This window comes from Micrococcus terreus, assembly GCF_900116905.1.
GTDB classification, from domain to species: domain Bacteria; phylum Actinomycetota; class Actinomycetes; order Actinomycetales; family Micrococcaceae; genus Citricoccus; species Citricoccus terreus.
This window is the reverse complement of the sequence record NZ_FPCG01000008.1, coordinates 97279-113617: the sequence shown is the minus strand read 5'-3', so window position 1 is coordinate 113617 and position 16339 is coordinate 97279. Positions and strand designations below refer to the sequence as shown.

General features: G+C 65.7%; 14 protein-coding genes and 1 tRNA gene. 9 read left to right on the top strand and 6 right to left on the bottom strand.

All coding sequences use genetic code 11. From position 1 onward, the window contains the following. Nucleotides 1–15 precede the first annotated feature (15 nt). Entirely contained in the window at nucleotides 16–936 is a 921-nt protein-coding gene (locus tag BM355_RS10220; RefSeq protein WP_091698204.1) for an AAA family ATPase, read from the bottom strand. A gap of 137 nt (nucleotides 937–1073) precedes the next feature. On the opposite strand from BM355_RS10220, the gene BM355_RS10215 reads away from it, so the two are divergent. From BM355_RS10215 to BM355_RS10205, 3 genes are read left to right on the top strand one after another with little or no spacing between them, the layout of a single operon-like run. Next, entirely contained in the window at nucleotides 1074–2036 is a 963-nt protein-coding gene (locus BM355_RS10215) for a TatD family hydrolase (RefSeq protein ID WP_091698071.1), read from the top strand. Nucleotides 2037–2078: 42 nt separating this feature from the next. Beyond that, nucleotides 2079–2987 carry a 16S rRNA (adenine(1518)-N(6)/adenine(1519)-N(6))-dimethyltransferase RsmA gene (rsmA, locus tag BM355_RS10210; protein ID WP_425435622.1) on the top strand — a complete coding sequence of 303 codons (909 nt, stop codon included), beginning with the start codon at nucleotides 2079–2081 and terminating at the stop codon, nucleotides 2985–2987. After that, complete coding sequence (locus BM355_RS10205) at nucleotides 2984–3949, top strand: 4-(cytidine 5'-diphospho)-2-C-methyl-D-erythritol kinase (protein WP_091698066.1); 966 nt, start codon at nucleotides 2984–2986, stop codon at nucleotides 3947–3949. Before rsmA ends, BM355_RS10205 begins: the two co-directional genes overlap by 4 nt. A 35-nt stretch (nucleotides 3950–3984) precedes the next feature. Here BM355_RS10205 and BM355_RS10200 read toward each other — a convergent pair whose 3' ends face one another. The 4 genes from BM355_RS10200 to BM355_RS10190 all read right to left on the bottom strand — a co-directional run bounded on the left by BM355_RS10200 (nucleotide 3985) and on the right by BM355_RS10190 (nucleotide 8694). Then, nucleotides 3985–4959, bottom strand: a complete 975-nt coding sequence (locus BM355_RS10200; protein WP_245760736.1) for a glycosyltransferase family 2 protein — start codon at nucleotides 4957–4959, stop codon at nucleotides 3985–3987. Continuing rightward, on the bottom strand, nucleotides 4952–6013 hold the full coding sequence (locus BM355_RS10195) for a glycosyltransferase family 2 protein (protein ID WP_091698064.1): 1062 nt from the start codon (nucleotides 6011–6013) through the stop codon (nucleotides 4952–4954). Before BM355_RS10195 ends, BM355_RS10200 begins: the two co-directional genes overlap by 8 nt. Further along, complete coding sequence (locus tag BM355_RS14150; RefSeq protein WP_143109475.1) at nucleotides 5947–6795, bottom strand: alpha-1,2-fucosyltransferase; 849 nt, start codon at nucleotides 6793–6795, stop codon at nucleotides 5947–5949. Before BM355_RS14150 ends, BM355_RS10195 begins: the two co-directional genes overlap by 67 nt. Nucleotides 6796–6861: 66 nt before the next feature. Beyond that, complete coding sequence (locus BM355_RS10190) at nucleotides 6862–8694, bottom strand: ABC-F family ATP-binding cassette domain-containing protein (RefSeq protein WP_091698061.1); 1833 nt, start codon at nucleotides 8692–8694, stop codon at nucleotides 6862–6864. 117 nt (nucleotides 8695–8811) lie between these two features. On the opposite strand from BM355_RS10190, the gene BM355_RS10185 reads away from it, so the two are divergent. The 4 genes from BM355_RS10185 (at nucleotide 8812) to BM355_RS10170 (ending at nucleotide 12459) form a co-directional block, all read left to right on the top strand. Next, a complete protein-coding gene (locus tag BM355_RS10185) occupies nucleotides 8812–9660 on the top strand; it encodes a glycosyltransferase family protein (protein ID WP_091698059.1) in 849 nt (282 codons plus the stop codon). Nucleotides 9661–9722: 62 nt separating this feature from the next. Further along, a tRNA-Gln gene (locus BM355_RS10180) sits at nucleotides 9723–9794 on the top strand. Nucleotides 9795–9918: 124 nt separating this feature from the next. Further along, nucleotides 9919–11409 carry a bifunctional UDP-N-acetylglucosamine diphosphorylase/glucosamine-1-phosphate N-acetyltransferase GlmU gene (glmU, locus tag BM355_RS10175; RefSeq protein WP_091698057.1) on the top strand — a complete coding sequence of 497 codons (1491 nt, stop codon included), beginning with the start codon at nucleotides 9919–9921 and terminating at the stop codon, nucleotides 11407–11409. A 69-nt stretch (nucleotides 11410–11478) separates the two neighbouring features. Beyond that, nucleotides 11479–12459: a ribose-phosphate diphosphokinase gene (locus BM355_RS10170; protein ID WP_091698055.1), complete on the top strand. Its 981-nt coding sequence runs from the start codon at nucleotides 11479–11481 to the stop codon at nucleotides 12457–12459. A gap of 56 nt (nucleotides 12460–12515) precedes the next feature. Here BM355_RS10170 and BM355_RS10165 read toward each other — a convergent pair whose 3' ends face one another. Then, nucleotides 12516–13652 carry an ATP-binding cassette domain-containing protein gene (locus BM355_RS10165; protein WP_143109474.1) on the bottom strand — a complete coding sequence of 379 codons (1137 nt, stop codon included), beginning with the start codon at nucleotides 13650–13652 and terminating at the stop codon, nucleotides 12516–12518. A gap of 292 nt (nucleotides 13653–13944) precedes the next feature. Between BM355_RS10165 and BM355_RS10160 the strand changes: the two genes are divergently transcribed. Both BM355_RS10160 and BM355_RS10155 read left to right on the top strand, forming a co-directional pair. After that, nucleotides 13945–14841, top strand: coding sequence for a glycosyltransferase family 2 protein (locus tag BM355_RS10160; RefSeq protein ID WP_245760735.1), 897 nt, complete (start codon nucleotides 13945–13947; stop codon nucleotides 14839–14841). Then, the gene (locus BM355_RS10155) at nucleotides 14838–15857 is read left to right on the top strand and encodes a CgeB family protein (protein ID WP_091698048.1); all 1020 of its coding nucleotides are present in this window, start codon (nucleotides 14838–14840) and stop codon (nucleotides 15855–15857) included. The genes BM355_RS10160 and BM355_RS10155 overlap by 4 nt, the downstream gene beginning before the upstream one ends. The last annotated feature ends 482 nt before the right edge of the window (nucleotides 15858–16339 follow it).

Genomic DNA, 16339 nt, shown 5'->3' with positions numbered 1-16339 from the left:
GAACAGGGCTGACCGTCAACGCTGGGCGTTCGGGGTGGGAGCCGGAACCATGTGCAGGGCTTGGGCCACGATCCTCTCGGCATGGTCCTCGTCGGCGCCGCTGCGCCGTTGCAGGATCAGCCGGTGGGCCAGGACCGAGACCGACACCGTGACCACGTCCTCCGGGGTGACGTAATCCCGTTCAGACAGGGCGGCCTCGGCCTTGGCCGCACGCAGCAGCTGGAGCAGGGAACGCGGACTGGCGCCGACGCGGACCTCCGGGTGCTCACGAGTGGCCCTGCCCAGTGCCACCACATACTGCGCCACGGCATCAGAGACGTGCACCTGAGCCACGGCCTCCACCATGCGGAGCACCTGGTCTGGAGAGGTGACCTGCCGGAGCAGCTGCAGGGGCGAGTGCTCTGCCAGAGGATCCATGTGGTGCTTGAGCATGGCGACTTCAGCTGCACTGTCCGGATAGCCCATGGTGATGCGAGCCATGAACCGGTCACGCTGGGCCTCCGGCAAGGGGTAGGTCCCCTCGGATTCAGCCGGGTTCTGCGTGGCCACCACCATGAAGGGCTCCTGCAGCCGGTGGGTGGTCCCGTCCACGGTCACCTGGTGCTCCTCCATGCACTCGAGCAGAGCGGACTGGGTCTTGGCCGACGCGCGATTGATCTCGTCTCCGATGACGATGTGCGCGAAGACCGGTCCCGGCCTGAACTCGAAGGCATGCCGTTCCTGGTGGAACACCGAGACACCGGTGATGTCCGACGGCAGCAGGTCAGGAGTGAACTGGATGCGGTTCACCGAGCCGCCCACCGTCTTGGCCAGGGCCCGAGCCAGCAGGGTCTTGCCCACCCCGGGGACGTCCTCGATCAGCAGATGGCCACCGGCCAGCAGCACCCGCAGGGCGGTGCGCACAGCATCCTGTTTGCCGTCCACCACTGAGTTCATGGCGCGCGTGATCTCTGCGGTGATGGCGCTGAACGCCGCCGTGCCGGGCTGGATGGGCGGGTGGTCCACAGATCCTCCTGAGGGCGGGCGTTCCGTTCACTCTATAGGTGCATCGCCGCCGTTCTACAGTGGAAACCATGAGCACTTCAGATCACCAGCGCGTCGACTCAGCCGTCCCGGCGGCCTACCTGCCGGAGGTCAACGGCGTGTCTACGGACGAGGACGGACCTCAGCGCGCGGCCACCGAGGAGAAGTCAGGCCGCCGTCGCCGCCTGGAGTACCCGCCTGCCCCGGAGCCGCTCCCGGTTCCCGTGGTCGACAACCACACCCACCTGGACTTCCGCGATGGTCTGGTGAAGGTCACGGTGACGCAGGCGATGGACGCGGCCGCCGCCGTCGGGGTGATCGGAGCGGTCCAGGTGGGCTGCAATGTGGAGGCGGCCAGGTTCACCATCGAGGCGATCGAGGCCGAGCCTCGCCTGCTCGGGGCGGTCGCCATCCACCCCAATGACGCCGCCCGGCTGGCTGAGCGCGGTGGGCTGGAGGAGGCGCTGGCGGAGATCGAGCGGCTGGCTGACCACCCGCGTGTGCGTGCGGTGGGGGAGACCGGGCTGGACTACTTCCGGACTGGCCCCGAGGGCGTGGACGTGCAGAAGGAGTCCTTCCGCTGGCACCTGGATCTGGCCGTGCGGCTGTGCAAGGCCCTGCAGATCCATGACCGGGACGCCCACGATGACGTGGTCGAGCTGCTGCTGTCCGCCCCCGAGCTGCCCGAGCACGTGGTGTTCCACTGCTTCTCCGGGGGGCCGGAGCTGGCCCGGATCTGCAACGAGCACGGGTGGTACATGTCCTTCGCCGGGCCGGTGACCTTCAAGGCCAACGATGAGCTCCGCGAGGCGCTGAGAGTGGCCCGTCCGGAGCTGATCCTGGTCGAGACGGATGCGCCCTTCCTGACACCCCACCCCCACCGAGGACGGCCCAACGCCCCATACCTGATGCCGCTGACGCTGCGGCACCTGGCCGAGGTGCGTGGACTGGACGCGGAGGAGATGGCAGCACAGATCATGGAGAACACCACGCGGGTGTACGGGGAGTTCTGAGGCATCGGAGACTCGTCTGTCCCCCCACGTAGGATGACAGGCGTGCCTGAGACTCCTGCCCCCCTGCTGAGCGCGGCGGACATCCGCCGCATCGCAGCCGAGATCGATCTGCGTCCCACCAAGACCTTGGGGCAGAACTACGTGATCGATCCCAACACCATTCGGCGCATCGTGGCGGCGGCTGACCTCTCTGCAGACGACCATGTCCTTGAGGTCGGACCAGGGCTGGGTTCTCTGACCCTCGGGCTGTTGGATGCCGCCGCTGCGGTGACCGCTGTGGAGATCGACCCGGGTCCCGCGGCGCGTCTCCCGCAGACCGTGGAGGAGTTCCGTCCGGGCTCGGTGGACGGGTTCAGTGTCCTGACCGCAGACGCCATGGCAGTGTCCGAACAAGACCTTGCTGAGGTGCGGCCTTCAACCACAGAGCTGTCTCCCACTGCGTTGGTGGCCAATCTGCCATACAACGTCGCGGTGCCCGTGCTGCTCCACCTGCTGGCCGAGCTGCCGTCCCTGAAGCAGGGTCTGGTGATGGTCCAGGACGAAGTAGCTGACCGCTTGGCGGCAGCCCCCGGCTCCAAGACCTACGGCGTGCCCTCGGCCAAAGCTGCCTGGTACTCGCAAGTGCGCAAGGCAGGGACCATCGGTATGAACGTCTTCTGGCCAGCACCCAAGATCCACTCCGGGCTCGTGGCATTCACCCGCCGGGAGCCACCAGTCACTTCGGCCTCCCGCCAAGAGGTGTTCGCCGTGGTGGACGCGGCCTTCGCTCAACGCCGGAAGACACTTCGTGCCGCGTTGGCCGGATGGGCCGGATCCGCCGCAGGGGCGGAGGCCGCCCTGGTGGCGGCCGGCGTCGATCCCAAGGCCCGCGGAGAGGTCTTGGGCATCGAGGACTTTGCTCGGATCGCTCAACATCGGCCGGACCCGCATAACCAGGAGAGCACCTCGTGAGCGCCTACACGTCGTCGGCCCAATTGTTCGGGCATGCCACTGCCCAGGCTCCTGGCAAGGTGAACCTATCACTGGCCGTGGGCGAGCCACGTGAGGACGGGTACCACCCGCTGGCGACCTTGTTCTTGGCTGTATCGATGGTCGAGGAGGTCACCGCCACACACCGGGCCGACGGCCTGATCACCGTCTCGATCTCCGACGCCTCCAGTGCCTTCGCCGACCCTGACACCATCCCTCTGGACGAGACAAACCTGGCGGTGAGAGCTTCTCGGCTTCTTCGTGACCACCTCGGACTGGATGCAGAGACGCACGGAGTCCATCTGGAGATCACCAAACAGGTCCCGGTCGCCGGGGGGATGGGCGGCGGGTCAGCAGACGCCGCCGCGGCCTTGGCGGCCTGTGCCGGTCTGTGGGAAGCCGGGCTCTCTCGCGACGAACTGGCCCGCATCGGTGCTCCCCTCGGTGCTGATGTGCCGTTCGCTGTGACCGGTGGTGCGGCAGTGGGCCGAGGCGTCGGCGATGAACTCACGCCGTTGCTCTCTAGAGATCCCCTGCACCTGGTGCTGGTGCCCGCGTCGCAGGGCCTCTCCACCCCCCAGGTCTACACCACCCTGGACACGTTGCGCGCCGATGGTGTCCTGGATACACCCGAGACCGCACCGGACGTGTCGCCGGAGCTGATCCAGGCACTGGTGGCAGGACATGCTGAGTCCGTGGCGCTGCTGATGTCCAACGATCTCCAGGTCCCCGCGACGACCATGGTGCCGGAACTCTCGGAGATGATCGAGATCGGCATGGAGGAGGGCGCGCTGGCCGGCCAGGTCTCCGGATCGGGTCCGACGATCATGTTCGTGGCGCGCTCGGCCGAGGACTCCATGCAGCTGGCCGGACGCATCCAGGACCGCACCGGGATCGCCGCCGTACCCGTGCACGGTCCGTATCCGGGTGCCAGACTTCTGTGACGGCTGTATTGATGTGCTACCCCTCGGGGTCTCAATCAGGCAGGAGGCCTCCACACAGTCCAGACGGCCCGAACCATATGCTTGACGAAGGCCGCAGGCGATGAGGCACCCCGGCGAGAGTGCCAGAGAAGCTGCATAGCATTGCGACGGGGCATGTCTGTGGCGATGGCCCGTTTCGCCAGAGCCCAGCGCTTCTCGAACGCCGTGCGTTGAATCTCCTTTGATGTCCCCTCGTAGTGACGTAATGCCGTGTCCAGAGCCGTGATGAAACGAGGGCTATCGCCGCGAAACCCGATTGCGCCCAGGCTCGTAGAGAGTCGACGCACAGCGACGAGGGGTTCTTCAGTGAACGCGAACGGAGCCTGCTTCGACAGCCGGACGAGCAGCTCGAAATCCTCATAGAAGAGATGGTCATGGTAAGAGCCAAGGGCCTTCAACCGATCGGTTCTGAGGAAGAGGGACGCAGCTGGCATCCAATTTGTACTGAGTAGTTCTTCGAACGGGTACCTGCGATTCCATTCATCCTCAGGCCAAGGAAATTCATCCTGGGAAGACTCCGATAGTAGATTTGAGTGCTCATCGACCACAGCCGCGTCGCTATAGGCCAGTACTGCACAGGGGTCGGATTCCATCAACTTCACATGTTCCTCGATCCGATGTGGATACATGAAGTCGTCGGCGGCGATGTACGTTACGTACTGCGTGTGTGTGATGGCCAGCATGGCGTTTAGCGTCGGATTCAGCCCACGATTCTCAGCATTCGGGTGATACTCAGCCCACCCCGGGTGCTGTTCTAGATACTCCCGAATGACTGTGTCGGTTGCATCAGGGGAGGCGTCATCCGCAATGAGAACGCGGCGCGGGGGAGTCGTCTGGGCGCGGATATTGTCCAAGCACTCCTCGATGAACTGTGCGTGTGAGTAAGCGACGACGATGACCGTGACATCAGCCGTCGGCCTCATATCCGCCGCAGAGTCATGGTCATTCTGTATTGAGCGCAGATCAGTCATGGCCGATGCTCCTCTGGGGCGGGCGTGCGGACGCTAGCTTGACGGCTTCTGGAAGACCGACACGATAGGACAGGGTTCCTGAGATGAGACCAGCGACCAGAGCCCATCGTTCCTGGATCGCTGGCCAGTCAGCGGAGCGAGGGCGGAGCACACCACGCGCGAACGCGGCAGCTGTTCTGAGGACCACTTTAGTCAGCTGTGGTGCTGGAACTAGCTCGGATGACCTGATGAGGCCGTGACGCACGCACAACTGTACGTGTGCACGGCCTGTTGTGTACGCGAGTCGTCGCCGGGCCGACGGCGCAGTCCTGGTGCGGTAGGCAATACGCATGGCCGTGCTATAAGCGGAGTAGCCCAGGAGTGCGTTGGCACGAATTCCGAGGTCGTTATCCTCTGCGGCTGATGGAAAGCTCTCGTCGAAACCGCCCAGCCTTCGGTAGACCTCTCGGGTAACTGCGAAGTTGCCTCCCATGAGAATTGGAAAAATCTGGCCCCTCTTGACTTCCAGGTTCTGCCGATCCGGCCGATCGCCCATCAGGCGGCGAAGGGTGAGAAGATCGGACGCAACGAAATCTGCGTCGCGGATGGGGATAGCGGCGCCAGAAATCACGGCGACTGTGTCAAGGGCTTCTGCAATATCTCGAAGCCAGTATTGGGAGACGACATCGTCGGAATCACAAAACGCAAACTTCTTAGCCAGGGCAAGCGAAGCGCCGACGTTGCGAGCATGTGACGCGCCAGTGCGTTCTGGCGCGGAAACTAGCCGCAGTCCGGCACGGCTGCCCGAGTTGAGCTCTTGGATGAAGCCGTGGACGACCTCGACTGTTGAATCGGTGGATCCATTGTCCACCACCAGAATCTCTGTGGATGGAGCATCGATCTGGTCGGTCAGTGCGAGCAACTGTTGGCGCAGGGTCTTGGCTGCATTAAATGCAGGAACAATCACAGACACCTCGGGATGTGAGCCGTAGTGCACCAGATGACCCGTCATGGTGATTTCACGTCCGAACGGAACCGATTGTCGACGAGCACCCAGTGCTGCGGGTGTGGCCATTCAAGATAGCCGTTCGGCAGACGAGAATGGAATCGAGGCGCTACTACGAGTCGATCTGGTGAAAGGAGATCGCCGATGAGCCCTCCCCAGTAGGCGAAGGTGGAATTGGATAGCACGACGATGCCAGTTGCGGCCAAGGCAGCTAGGTCGTCGAACATGTCGAAGCGGTCGGGAGCGGCTTCTGCGAAGGTGAGAGTCGTCAACTCTCCTTTGTGGGAATGGCACCAAGAGATGTCGTCAGAGACGAAAAGCGCACTTTGTGAATCTGAGTGCTCCGAAAGTACGCGTTCAGCCTGACCGAAATAGTCGGGCACGTGCATTGCATACTCCTCGAAATAACGGGCGTCAAGATAATCTCCTCGCCGGATGTTCAAGACAGCCGTTGAGGTGTCGAGGAAGGAAGACCACTGGTGCAGTCGATCGGTGAATGACGGAGACGAAAGGATTGTTTTCTCAATGAAAGATCCCAAGGTTCCAGATGCTGCAGAGGGACGAACATCCGGATCCCAGAACGCCCTACGCCGATCCCTCAGCCCAAGCTGATGTTGATCGATAGTCAGGTCCTCAAGTGCAGGAAACATGCGGAGCCAGGGATCCATGGTCACCTGGTAAAGGACTCTTGTCGGGCGGCCTGCAGTAGTTTCTGCGAACGCGTGCAACCAGTAGTAAAGAAGATTCCCCCCACGCATACCGTCGTTGGTCCACAGGACCGAATTCGGCCCGGTTCTAATGACCGCCAGTGCCCGGGCCTGCAACTCCCGCAGGTGCTTCTTCCACCGCACGTGCCGTCTTCCCCTTACGTTTTCGTTGAATGAAACCTGCGCAACGACTTCAGGATACGCGGGAGCTCACCCCACCAGCTCCGAGAGCTCCAGCCACCGTTCTTCGAGTTCGGCCAGTTCGACCTCCACGGCGTTCAGTTCCTGGGTGATCACGGCGAGCCCTTCGAAGTCGGACTGATCATGGGCGGCGATCTTCTCGTGGAGTCGATCCACCTCAGAGCTCAGCTTCTCCATCCTGCGCTCGGTGGCGGTCAGCTCCTTTTGCGCGGCACGGCGCTCCGCACCGCTCAGCCCTGAGCCGGACCCGGACGATGCCGACGTCGCGGCCGAGGACGGCTCCTGTGCCGCCAGCGGAGAGCTTCCGGCTCCGGCTCCGGTATCAGCAGCGTGCGCCAGGTCCAGGTACTGGTCCACGCCTCCCGGCAGATGCTGGAACCGGCCGTTGAGCACCGCATACTGCTGGTCCGTCACCCGCTCCAGCAGGTACCGGTCGTGGGAGACCACCAGCAGCGTCCCGGGCCAGGAGTCCAGCAGGTCCTCCATCACCGAGAGCATCTCGATGTCCAGATCGTTGGTGGGCTCGTCCAGGATCATCACGTTCGGCTCGTCCAGCAGCACCAGCAGCAGCTGCAGCCGCCTGCGCTGGCCACCGGAGAGATCGCCGACCCGGGCGGAGAGATGCTCCCGGGAGAAGCCCAGACGCTCCAGCAGCTGGGCCGGCGTCATCTCCTTGCCCTCCACCTCCACGGTGGTCTTCTGCCGTGCCAGCACCTCACGCACCCGGTCGCCCTCGATCTCCGCCAGCTGGGAGAACTGCTGGTCCAGCACCGCCAGCTTGACCGTCTTGCCGCGCTTGACGCGGCCCTGCGTGGGCTCGATCAGTCCCGCCACCAGATTCAGCAGGGTGGACTTGCCGGCTCCGTTGGCACCCAGGATCCCCGTGCGCTCGGCCGGGGCGATGCGCCAGGTGACGTCCTTCAGGATGGTGCGCGAGCCGCCGTCGGGAGTGGGGAAGGCGACCGAGGCGTCCAGGACGTCGATGACGTCCTTGCCCAGGCGCGCTGTGGCCAGGCGCTTGAGCTCCAACGGATTGCGTGGGGGAGGGACGTCACTGATCAGCTGATTGGCGGCCTCGATGCGGAACTTGGGCTTGGAGGTCCGCGCGGGAGCGCCGCGGCGCAGCCAGGCCAGCTCCTTCTTCATCAGGTTCTGCCGCTTCTGCTCCACCACCGCTGCCTGACGGTCACGCTCCACGCGCTGCAGCACATAGGCCGCATAGCCGCCCTCGAAGGGCTCGACGATCCGATCGTGCACCTCCCAGGTGGTGGTGCAGACAGCGTCCAGGAACCAGCGGTCGTGGGTGACCACCAGCAGTCCGCCTGAGTTCGCGCTCCACCGACGGTTCAGGTGCCCGGCCAGCCAGGTGATGCCCTCCACGTCCAGATGGTTGGTGGGCTCGTCCAGGGCGATCAGATCCCAGTCCTCCACCAGCAGCGCGGCCAGGGCCACGCGGCGACGCTGGCCACCGCTGAGGCTGGCGATCTGCGCGTCCCAGGGAATGTCCGAGACCAGTCCGCCGATCACGTCGCGCACGCGCGGGTCACCGGCCCATTCGTGCTCCGCACGGTCCCCGACGACGGCCTGTCCCACGGTCTGCTCCGGCACCAGGGAGTCGGTCTGGTCCAGGACGCCGAACCGCACCCCGCCGCGGCGGGTGACGCGGCCCGAGTCAGGCTCGACGGTGCCCGCGAGCATGCCGAGCAGGCTGGACTTGCCGTCGCCATTGCGGCCGACGATCCCGATCCGGTCGCCTTCATCCACCCCGATGGTCACGGAGTCGAAGACAGTGCGGGTGGGGTATTCGAGGTGCAGGGCTTCAGCGCCGAGGAGATGTGCCACCCGAACACTCTAGGGTCCCGACTGCCGGAGGGCTGCGTCTGCACTGGTCTGACTCCCGTAGTATCGGCCACAGTGGCGGCTGACAAGGTCGTCTGACAGGTCTGTGGGAGGATCTCCATGCCCGATATCTGCATCGTCTCCGGCGGCGACGAGATCCGCTACCGCTCTTATGTGAATCACGCAGCCTATGCCCGGACCCATGATCTTGACTACCGACTGGAGTGCGGGATCGGTGAGGGCATCGTCAACAAGTTCTATTACAAGATCAATGCGATCGAACGGGTCCTGCCGCGGTACGACTGGATCGTCTGGGTCGACGATGACTGCTACTTCACGGACTTCACCTCAGATGCTCTCCGCGAGTTCATTCTTCGAGCAGAAGAGGAGGGGGACTTCCTGGTGATCGCTGAGGGGCCCGAGGAGCCCAACGGCTTCTGGTCCACCATCAACACAGGCGTGTTCGCCCTTCGACGCGGCACGGAGTCTGAACGCCTCCTTGCGCTGATGCGTGAGATCAAGGTCCCTGCGGTGGAGGAGCGCTGGGATTCTGCAGCCGATGGGACGTTCACCGGCGGCGACCAGGATGTCATGACGTGGGTACTGAAGTATGAGGCGCCCGACCTCTGGGAGCGGACACGAGTGGTCGGCTACCGCGAACTGAACGCCCGGCCGCATCACTATGAGACCTCCCCGCAGGACGCGTTCATCTGCCACTTCGCGGGATACCCCGACAAGACCATGGGCGTCATCCTGTTCGCGGAGAGACTCGGTCTGGGCCACGAACTGGTGCCGGAGGAGATCCTCGATCGGTTGAGCGTGCGGGTGCGGAACCCGATTCCCCAGGCCGAACTCATGGCGCGCAGAGCATGGTGGAAGGCAAGGCCGGTGGCTAAACGTGCTGTCCGGCGCGCACTTCGGACAGTGCCGACAGGAGTGGTCCCAGAGAGACTGGCACGCTATCGCTGACCAGCGGCCCCCTGGCACGGTGACTGAGACGCCGTACCGGCTGTGGAACAATGGTGGACCGATCCGCCCTGGTGTAACGGCAGCACGCCAGCCTTTGGAGCTGTGCAGTATAGGTTCGAATCCTATGGGCGGAACTCCTGTGAGCCAGGTTCCAGTCCCCTCCGGGCCGTGGCGTCAGCGGTCTACACTGGACTGGTTGGTGACGGCGTCAGCCGGTCACTGAACACTCACGCCACCTCAAGACCGGGAGGGTCGAACTTGTCCGACGCCACTTCTGCACCGGCAGCCGTCATCGTCCTCGCAGCCGGCGCTGGCACGCGGATGAAGTCCAAGACCCCCAAGATCATGCACCCGATCGGCGGGACCTCCATGGTGGGCCATGCGCTCGCCGCGGCGAACGGCCTGGATCCCCAGCACCTGGTGGCCGTGGTCCGGCACCAGCGGGACAAGGTGGCCGCCCATCTGGACGAGCTGGCCGAGCAGCACCAGTGGCGGCTGCTGGTCGCGGACCAGGATGAGGTCCCGGGCACCGGCCGTGCCGTGCAGGCCGGGCTGGAAGCGCTGCAGCAGGCCGAGCAGTCGGTGGGGGGGACCGTGGTGGTCACCTACGGCGATGTCCCGCTGCTCACCTCCGAACTGCTGCGTGAACTGGTCGCCACCCACCAGCAGGACGGCAACGCCGTCACCGTGCTGACCGCGCTGCTGGAGGACCCCACCGGCTACGGCCGCATCCTGCGTGAGGCGGACGGCTCCGTGGCCGGGATCGTGGAGCACAAGGACGCCACGGAGGAACAGCGCCTGATCAACGAGGTCAACTCCGGGATCTACGCCTTCGACGGCGCCACCCTGGTCTCCGCGCTGTCCCAGGTCACCACGGACAACGCCCAGGGGGAGATGTACCTGACCGACGTGCTCGGCCTGGCCCGCGCCGCCGGTGGCCGCGTGGCCGCCGTGGCCACCCAGGACCGCTGGCAGGTGGAGGGCGCCAACGACCGCGTCCAGCTGCAGGCCCTCGGCGCCGAGATGAACCGCCGCACCCTGGAACGGCACATGCGCGCGGGCACCACCATCGTGGACCCGGCCACCACCTGGATCGACTCCACCGTCACCCTGGAGCAGGACACCACCATCCTGCCCAACACCCACCTGCAGGGCACCACCCACATCAGCGAGGACGCCGTGATCGGCCCGGACACCACCCTGGTGGACACCCACGTGGGCGCTGGAGCGAAGGTCACCCGCACCCAGGCGGCCGGGGCACGCATCGGCGAGGGAGCCGCCGTCGGGCCCTTCGCCTACATCCGCCCCGGCACCGTGCTGGGAGAGCAGGGCAAGATCGGAGCGTTCTACGAGACCAAGAACGTGACCATCGGCCGCGGTTCCAAGCTCTCCCACCTGGGCTACGCCGGGGACGCGGAGATCGGCGAGTTCACCAACATCGGCTGCGGCAACATCACCGCCAACTACGACGGCGTCAACAAGCACCGCACCGTGATCGGCGACCACGTCCGCACCAGCTCCAACACCGTGTTCATCGCCCCCGTGACCGTGGGCGACGGCGCCTACACCGGTGCCGGAGCCGTGGTCCGCAAGGACGTCCCCGCCGGTTCCCTGGCCCTGACCGTGGCCCCGCAGCGCAACGCGGAGGGATGGACGGAGCAGAAGCGTCCGGGTTCCCCCGCCGCCGAGGCCGCCGCCCGGTCCCGTCAGGCCGCCGAGAACGGCCAGCCCGACGACGGCCGGTCCTGACCCGCTTCCACCTCACCTTCCAGCCCCCTCCAGACACAGCAGACCCGAGCACCAGAGGACACCACACCGATGAATGAGATCACCCTGCACGGCGAGAAGACCCTGGTCCTGGCCTCCGGCCGGGCCCACCCCGAGCTGGCCCAGGAGGTGGCCGACGAGCTGGGCACCGAGCTGCTGCCCATGAGCGCCTACGACTTCGCCAACGGGGAGATCTACGTGCGCTCCGGCGAGTCCGTGCGCGGCAAGGACATCTTCGTCATCCAGGCTCACCCCGCGCCGTTGAACAACTGGCTGATGGAACAGCTGCTGATGATCGACTCGTTCAAGCGCGCCTCGGCCAAGCGGATCACTGCGGTGGCTCCGTTCTACCCCTACGCCCGTCAGGACAAGAAGGGCCGTGGCCGCGAGCCGATCTCTGCCCGCCTGGTGGCCGACCTGCTGCGCACCGCTGGCGCCGACCGGATCATGAGCGTGGACCTGCACACCGCCCAGATCCAGGGCTTCTTCGATGGCCCGGTGGACCACCTGTTCGCCGTGCCGCTGCTGGCCGACTACATCCGCTCCCGGGTCTCCACGGACGAGATCACCGTGGTCTCCCCGGACACCGGCCGCGTGCGGGTGGCCGAGCAATGGGCCGAGCGCCTGGGTGGGGCTCCGCTGGCGTTCGTGCACAAGTCCCGTGACTTGACCGTGCCGAACCAGGCTGTGTCCAAGCAGGTCGTAGGTCAGGTCGAGGGCCGCACCTGCGTGCTGATCGACGACATGATCGACACCGGCGGCACCATCGCCGGCGCTGTGCGCGTGCTGAAGGAGGCCGGTGCCAAGGACGTGATCATCGCCGCCACCCACGCCGTGTTCTCCGACCCCGCCGCGCAGCGACTGGCTGAGTGCGGCGCCCGGGAGATCGTGGTGACCAACACCCTGCCGATCCCGGCCGGAAAGCGCTTCGACTCCCTGACGGTGCTCTCCATCGCCCCGTTGATCGCCCGTGCGATCCGTGAGGTCTTCGAGGACGGCTCGGTCACCAGCCTGTTCGACGGCAACGCCTGATCGATCGAATCACGCTCCACCGCGGGCCGGCACCCTCATGGTGTCGGCCCGTGGTGTCACCGTTGCGCGTCGGACCGAACCGCCAGTCCTTCGTAGCACAGGGCCGTCAGTGCACCATGGATGCGGTCTGCGGCATCCGCCGGGGCGTCACCGGTCTGCAGGAGCGAGCCCACGAGGTCCTCTTCGCTGACCCAGTCCGCCAGCAGTTCCCACAGCACGGGGCCGAGCCCGGAGACGACGTGGTAGGAGGTCTCCTGCAGCACGGCGAGCGACGTGCCCTCCTCCACCACCAGGGCATCAGAGAGCGGGGACCGTCGGTAGAGGCCCGCCGGGACCTCTGAGACCTCTGGGCCCGGTGCCGGCGTCAGCAGAGACGGGTCAGCGGGACGCCAGATGCGTCTGTCCAGGGCCGGGATGTTCGGCGCGTCCAGCAGCTCCTTGACCAGAGGAAGCAGATCCTCGGCCTCGCTGTAGTGCAGACGCACGGCGCCGCCCAGCTGATCCAGAAGCCCGGCCAGCTGCACCAGCCCGCGATCCAGCTGTGCCAGCGAGGAGGTCTGCGGGATGATCAGCTCCAGGGCGTCCAGCAGGCTCAACCGGGAAGCGGTGGCCGTGATGCGCTCAGACGGTTCGCGGACCCGGTCCAGGACCGCCAGAGCGTGCAGCCTCAGGTCTTGGGGAGCCGAGAGCAGTCCGAGCTCCCGCGGTGAGAACTGGGTCTTGGGGCGGGTATCCGAGTCCACGAAGAGGGACAGGGGCTTGGCGAACGGCGTCACGACTCGGGTCACCGGATGGACGATGACCGTCTCGTCCGTGACGTAGCCCAGGTGCCGTGCCAGCGTTCGGGTGGCGGTGGACTTGCCCGTCCCCGAGGCGGCCGCCAAGGCGATGGCCCTGCCCTCAGGATCGGCCAGGGATGCCCCGTGGAGCAACAGGTGCGTCCCGATGCCGGCGGTGATCGCGGATTGCGTGGCGGTGTAGACCAGATGCTCGTGATGCAGCAGCCAGCCGTGCGCTCCCCGGGCGAGCTCAGCCGTCGGGGTCTGGCCGGACGGCTCGGCGCGATCCGGCTCAGCCAGACAGCCGGCCCAGGCCTGGCGCACTTCGACGGCCTCCTCACGCGAGAGGCCGCGGGCGAGGGTGGTCCCCAGGCCCGTCGACAGCAGGATGTCTTCTCTCGGGACAGATGTCATGGCCTGGTCACCGGACGGAGAACGACCGTCGGGGAAGTCTGCATCTCTGTGTCCCTCCATCGAGTGGTTCCGCGCGTGTCACGGCCACGCGCCATCGCGTCGTCCTGAGCGAGGCTGCTTCCATCCTGCCAGGTCAGCGGAATCGGGGCGATGACCGGTTAGATAGCATGGACCTGCATGGCGCACCGGCCTCGCCGGACGGTGCGCAGTGCATCGGTGCACCAGGAAAGGGGCCATGGACACCCGAGGACGATCGTCGACAATGGAGGGGACTGTCTTCTGTGTGCCCTCGGTGACCGCTGTCATTCCGTTCTACGGAGACCCCGGGGACACTCTCCGCCTCATCGCGCAGCTGCGCACCGACCCGCCGCCCTGCCTGGCCGAGATCATCGTCGTGGACGATGCGTCACCAGTCCCCTTTCCTTCCCTCCCGGTCGAGGGTGATCCCGGGCTTGCGGTCACCGTGGCCCGTCGGCCGGAGAACGGGGGCTTCGGCTCAGCTGTCAACACCGGTCTGGACCAGGTCCATACACCCTTGGCCTTGGTCCTGAACTCCGACGTGGAGATCACGGGACAGGACATCGAGGCTCTCGTCGCCGGCGCGCAGCCGTGGCAGCCGGCAGTCGTCAGCCCGCAGGTCGTGAACGAGGACGGGACACCCCAGTGGTCGGGACGGCATTTCCCCACGATCCTGCACCAGACCGTGGAATGGCTCACTCCGCTGGCCCGCTTCCGTCACCTGCCCCAGCTCCACGAGGCTGTGGGACATGACGTCGTGGCAGCCGCGTCAGACCACCCCGTCGCCGTGGACTGGGTCATGGGGGCGGTGATGCTCCTGCCTCTGGACCAGGTGCAGGAGGTGGGTGGGTTCGATGAGGACTTCCACATGAACAGCGAAGAGGTCGACCTGCAGCGACGCCTGCGCGAGCTCGGAGTCCCCTCCGTCGTCATTCCACAGATCCGCGTCGTCCATGCCGGAGGCGGCTCTTCGGACCCTGCCAGGAGACGGCGCTGGCTGGTGGACTCCCGGGCCCACTATGCCCGCAAATGGGGTCACCCTCGGGTCCTGAAGGGGTCTCTCTTGGCGGCCACCGGTGTGAATTTCGCCGTGAACACGGTCCGTCAGCTGAGGGGCACCGATGTGGATGCGCGCGCCGTGCTGCGCCAGGAACTGGGGTTGCTCCGATGACCGCGCGCCGACCTCGACTGCTTCTGGTCTCGCCTGTCTTCCATGGGTACCATCGCTCGATCGCGGCTGGCTTCGAGCAGATCGGATACGAGGTCGTCACACACTGCTATGACCACTACTCGACGGTGCCCATGAAGCTGCGCAACAAGGTGGCCCTGGAGCTTCCGGAGAAGGTGGGGGTGGACCGCACCGGTGAGCGGCGCCGATGGGACACGGCCAGGGCCCTCAGGGCCTTGACGGAGGCTCGTCCGGACCGCCTGCTGGTCATCAAAGGTGACTCCCTGGGACAGGCATTCTGGGAGGCGGCTCTTGCGCTCGGCATTCCTGTGATGCTGTGGCTCTACGACGACCTCCATCGGCACGACTACAGCATGGAGTTCCTGAGAAGTGTGGGACCGGTGATCAGCTACGCACGGTCGGGGGCGGCAGAGCTCAGCGCTCATGGTGTCAACGCCCACTATCTGCCCAACGGCTTTGACCCGAATCTGACTGCACCGACGATGCGCCGCTCCGGTGAGATCGTCTTCGTGGGATCCCGCTATCCCAATCGGGTGGATCTGATGGAGGCGCTCGTGGATGCTGGCCTGCCGGTGCGGGCCTACGGGCGTCAGTGGAGCCACCACCCGGTGGACCGGCTTCGGACGTGGGAAGTGGCCCGTCCTCGAGTGCCCGCTGAGCGAGACATCCCGTTGGAGGATGCCTATCGAGTGCAGGCCGAAGCTGCTGCGGCGATCAACATCCACGGACTCCAGGCGGGCCTGGCGATGCGCACCTTCGAGGTGCCGGGAATGGGTGGTCTGCAGCTCATCGACCGCCCAGACGTGGCGGAGTTCTACGAACCAGGGCATGAGGTGTTGGTGTTCGAGGGCACGGAGGAGCTGATCGAGCTCAGCCGTCGCGTCATCAGCGAACCTGCGTGGGGCGAACAGATCCGTGAGGCCGGTCAGCGTCGTTCGGAACAGGAGCACACCTTTGCCCATCGCGCTCAGACCGCAGACCGCTGGTGGGACCGATGACGCTGCCTGACGGGGGACCGCTGTTCCGGCAGCCACATGACCTGCCTGCCTGGCATCAGTGGCAACGGTCCCAGCAACCGTGGGCGCGCAGGATCAAGTCCAGGCTGCGTCCTGCCAGCCAGGGCACACGATGGCTGGTCACGGGTGGAGAGCCGATCCATACCCTGGTGGCGTTGGAATCCTTCGGTCCAACTCAGCTGTCTGCCTTGGTGGAGCCCATGGCAGCTCGTCCGGGGCTCAGCGGCATCGGATATCTGGTCCCCTCGCCAGACCACCCAGAGCTTCCCGGACTCGGCGAGCACATCAAGCGCGAGGAGGTGGCTGACGCGCCAGGCCTGCCCCCGGTGGCGTTGGTCGACCTTGCACAGGTCCTTGCTGTGGGCGACTATCTCGGATCGGGCCGACTCGCACGCCACTGGGCACTGCAGACAGGAGCCCGATTCGTCGTCGCTCAACATGGGCTCTTGGCTCACCAAGCACCG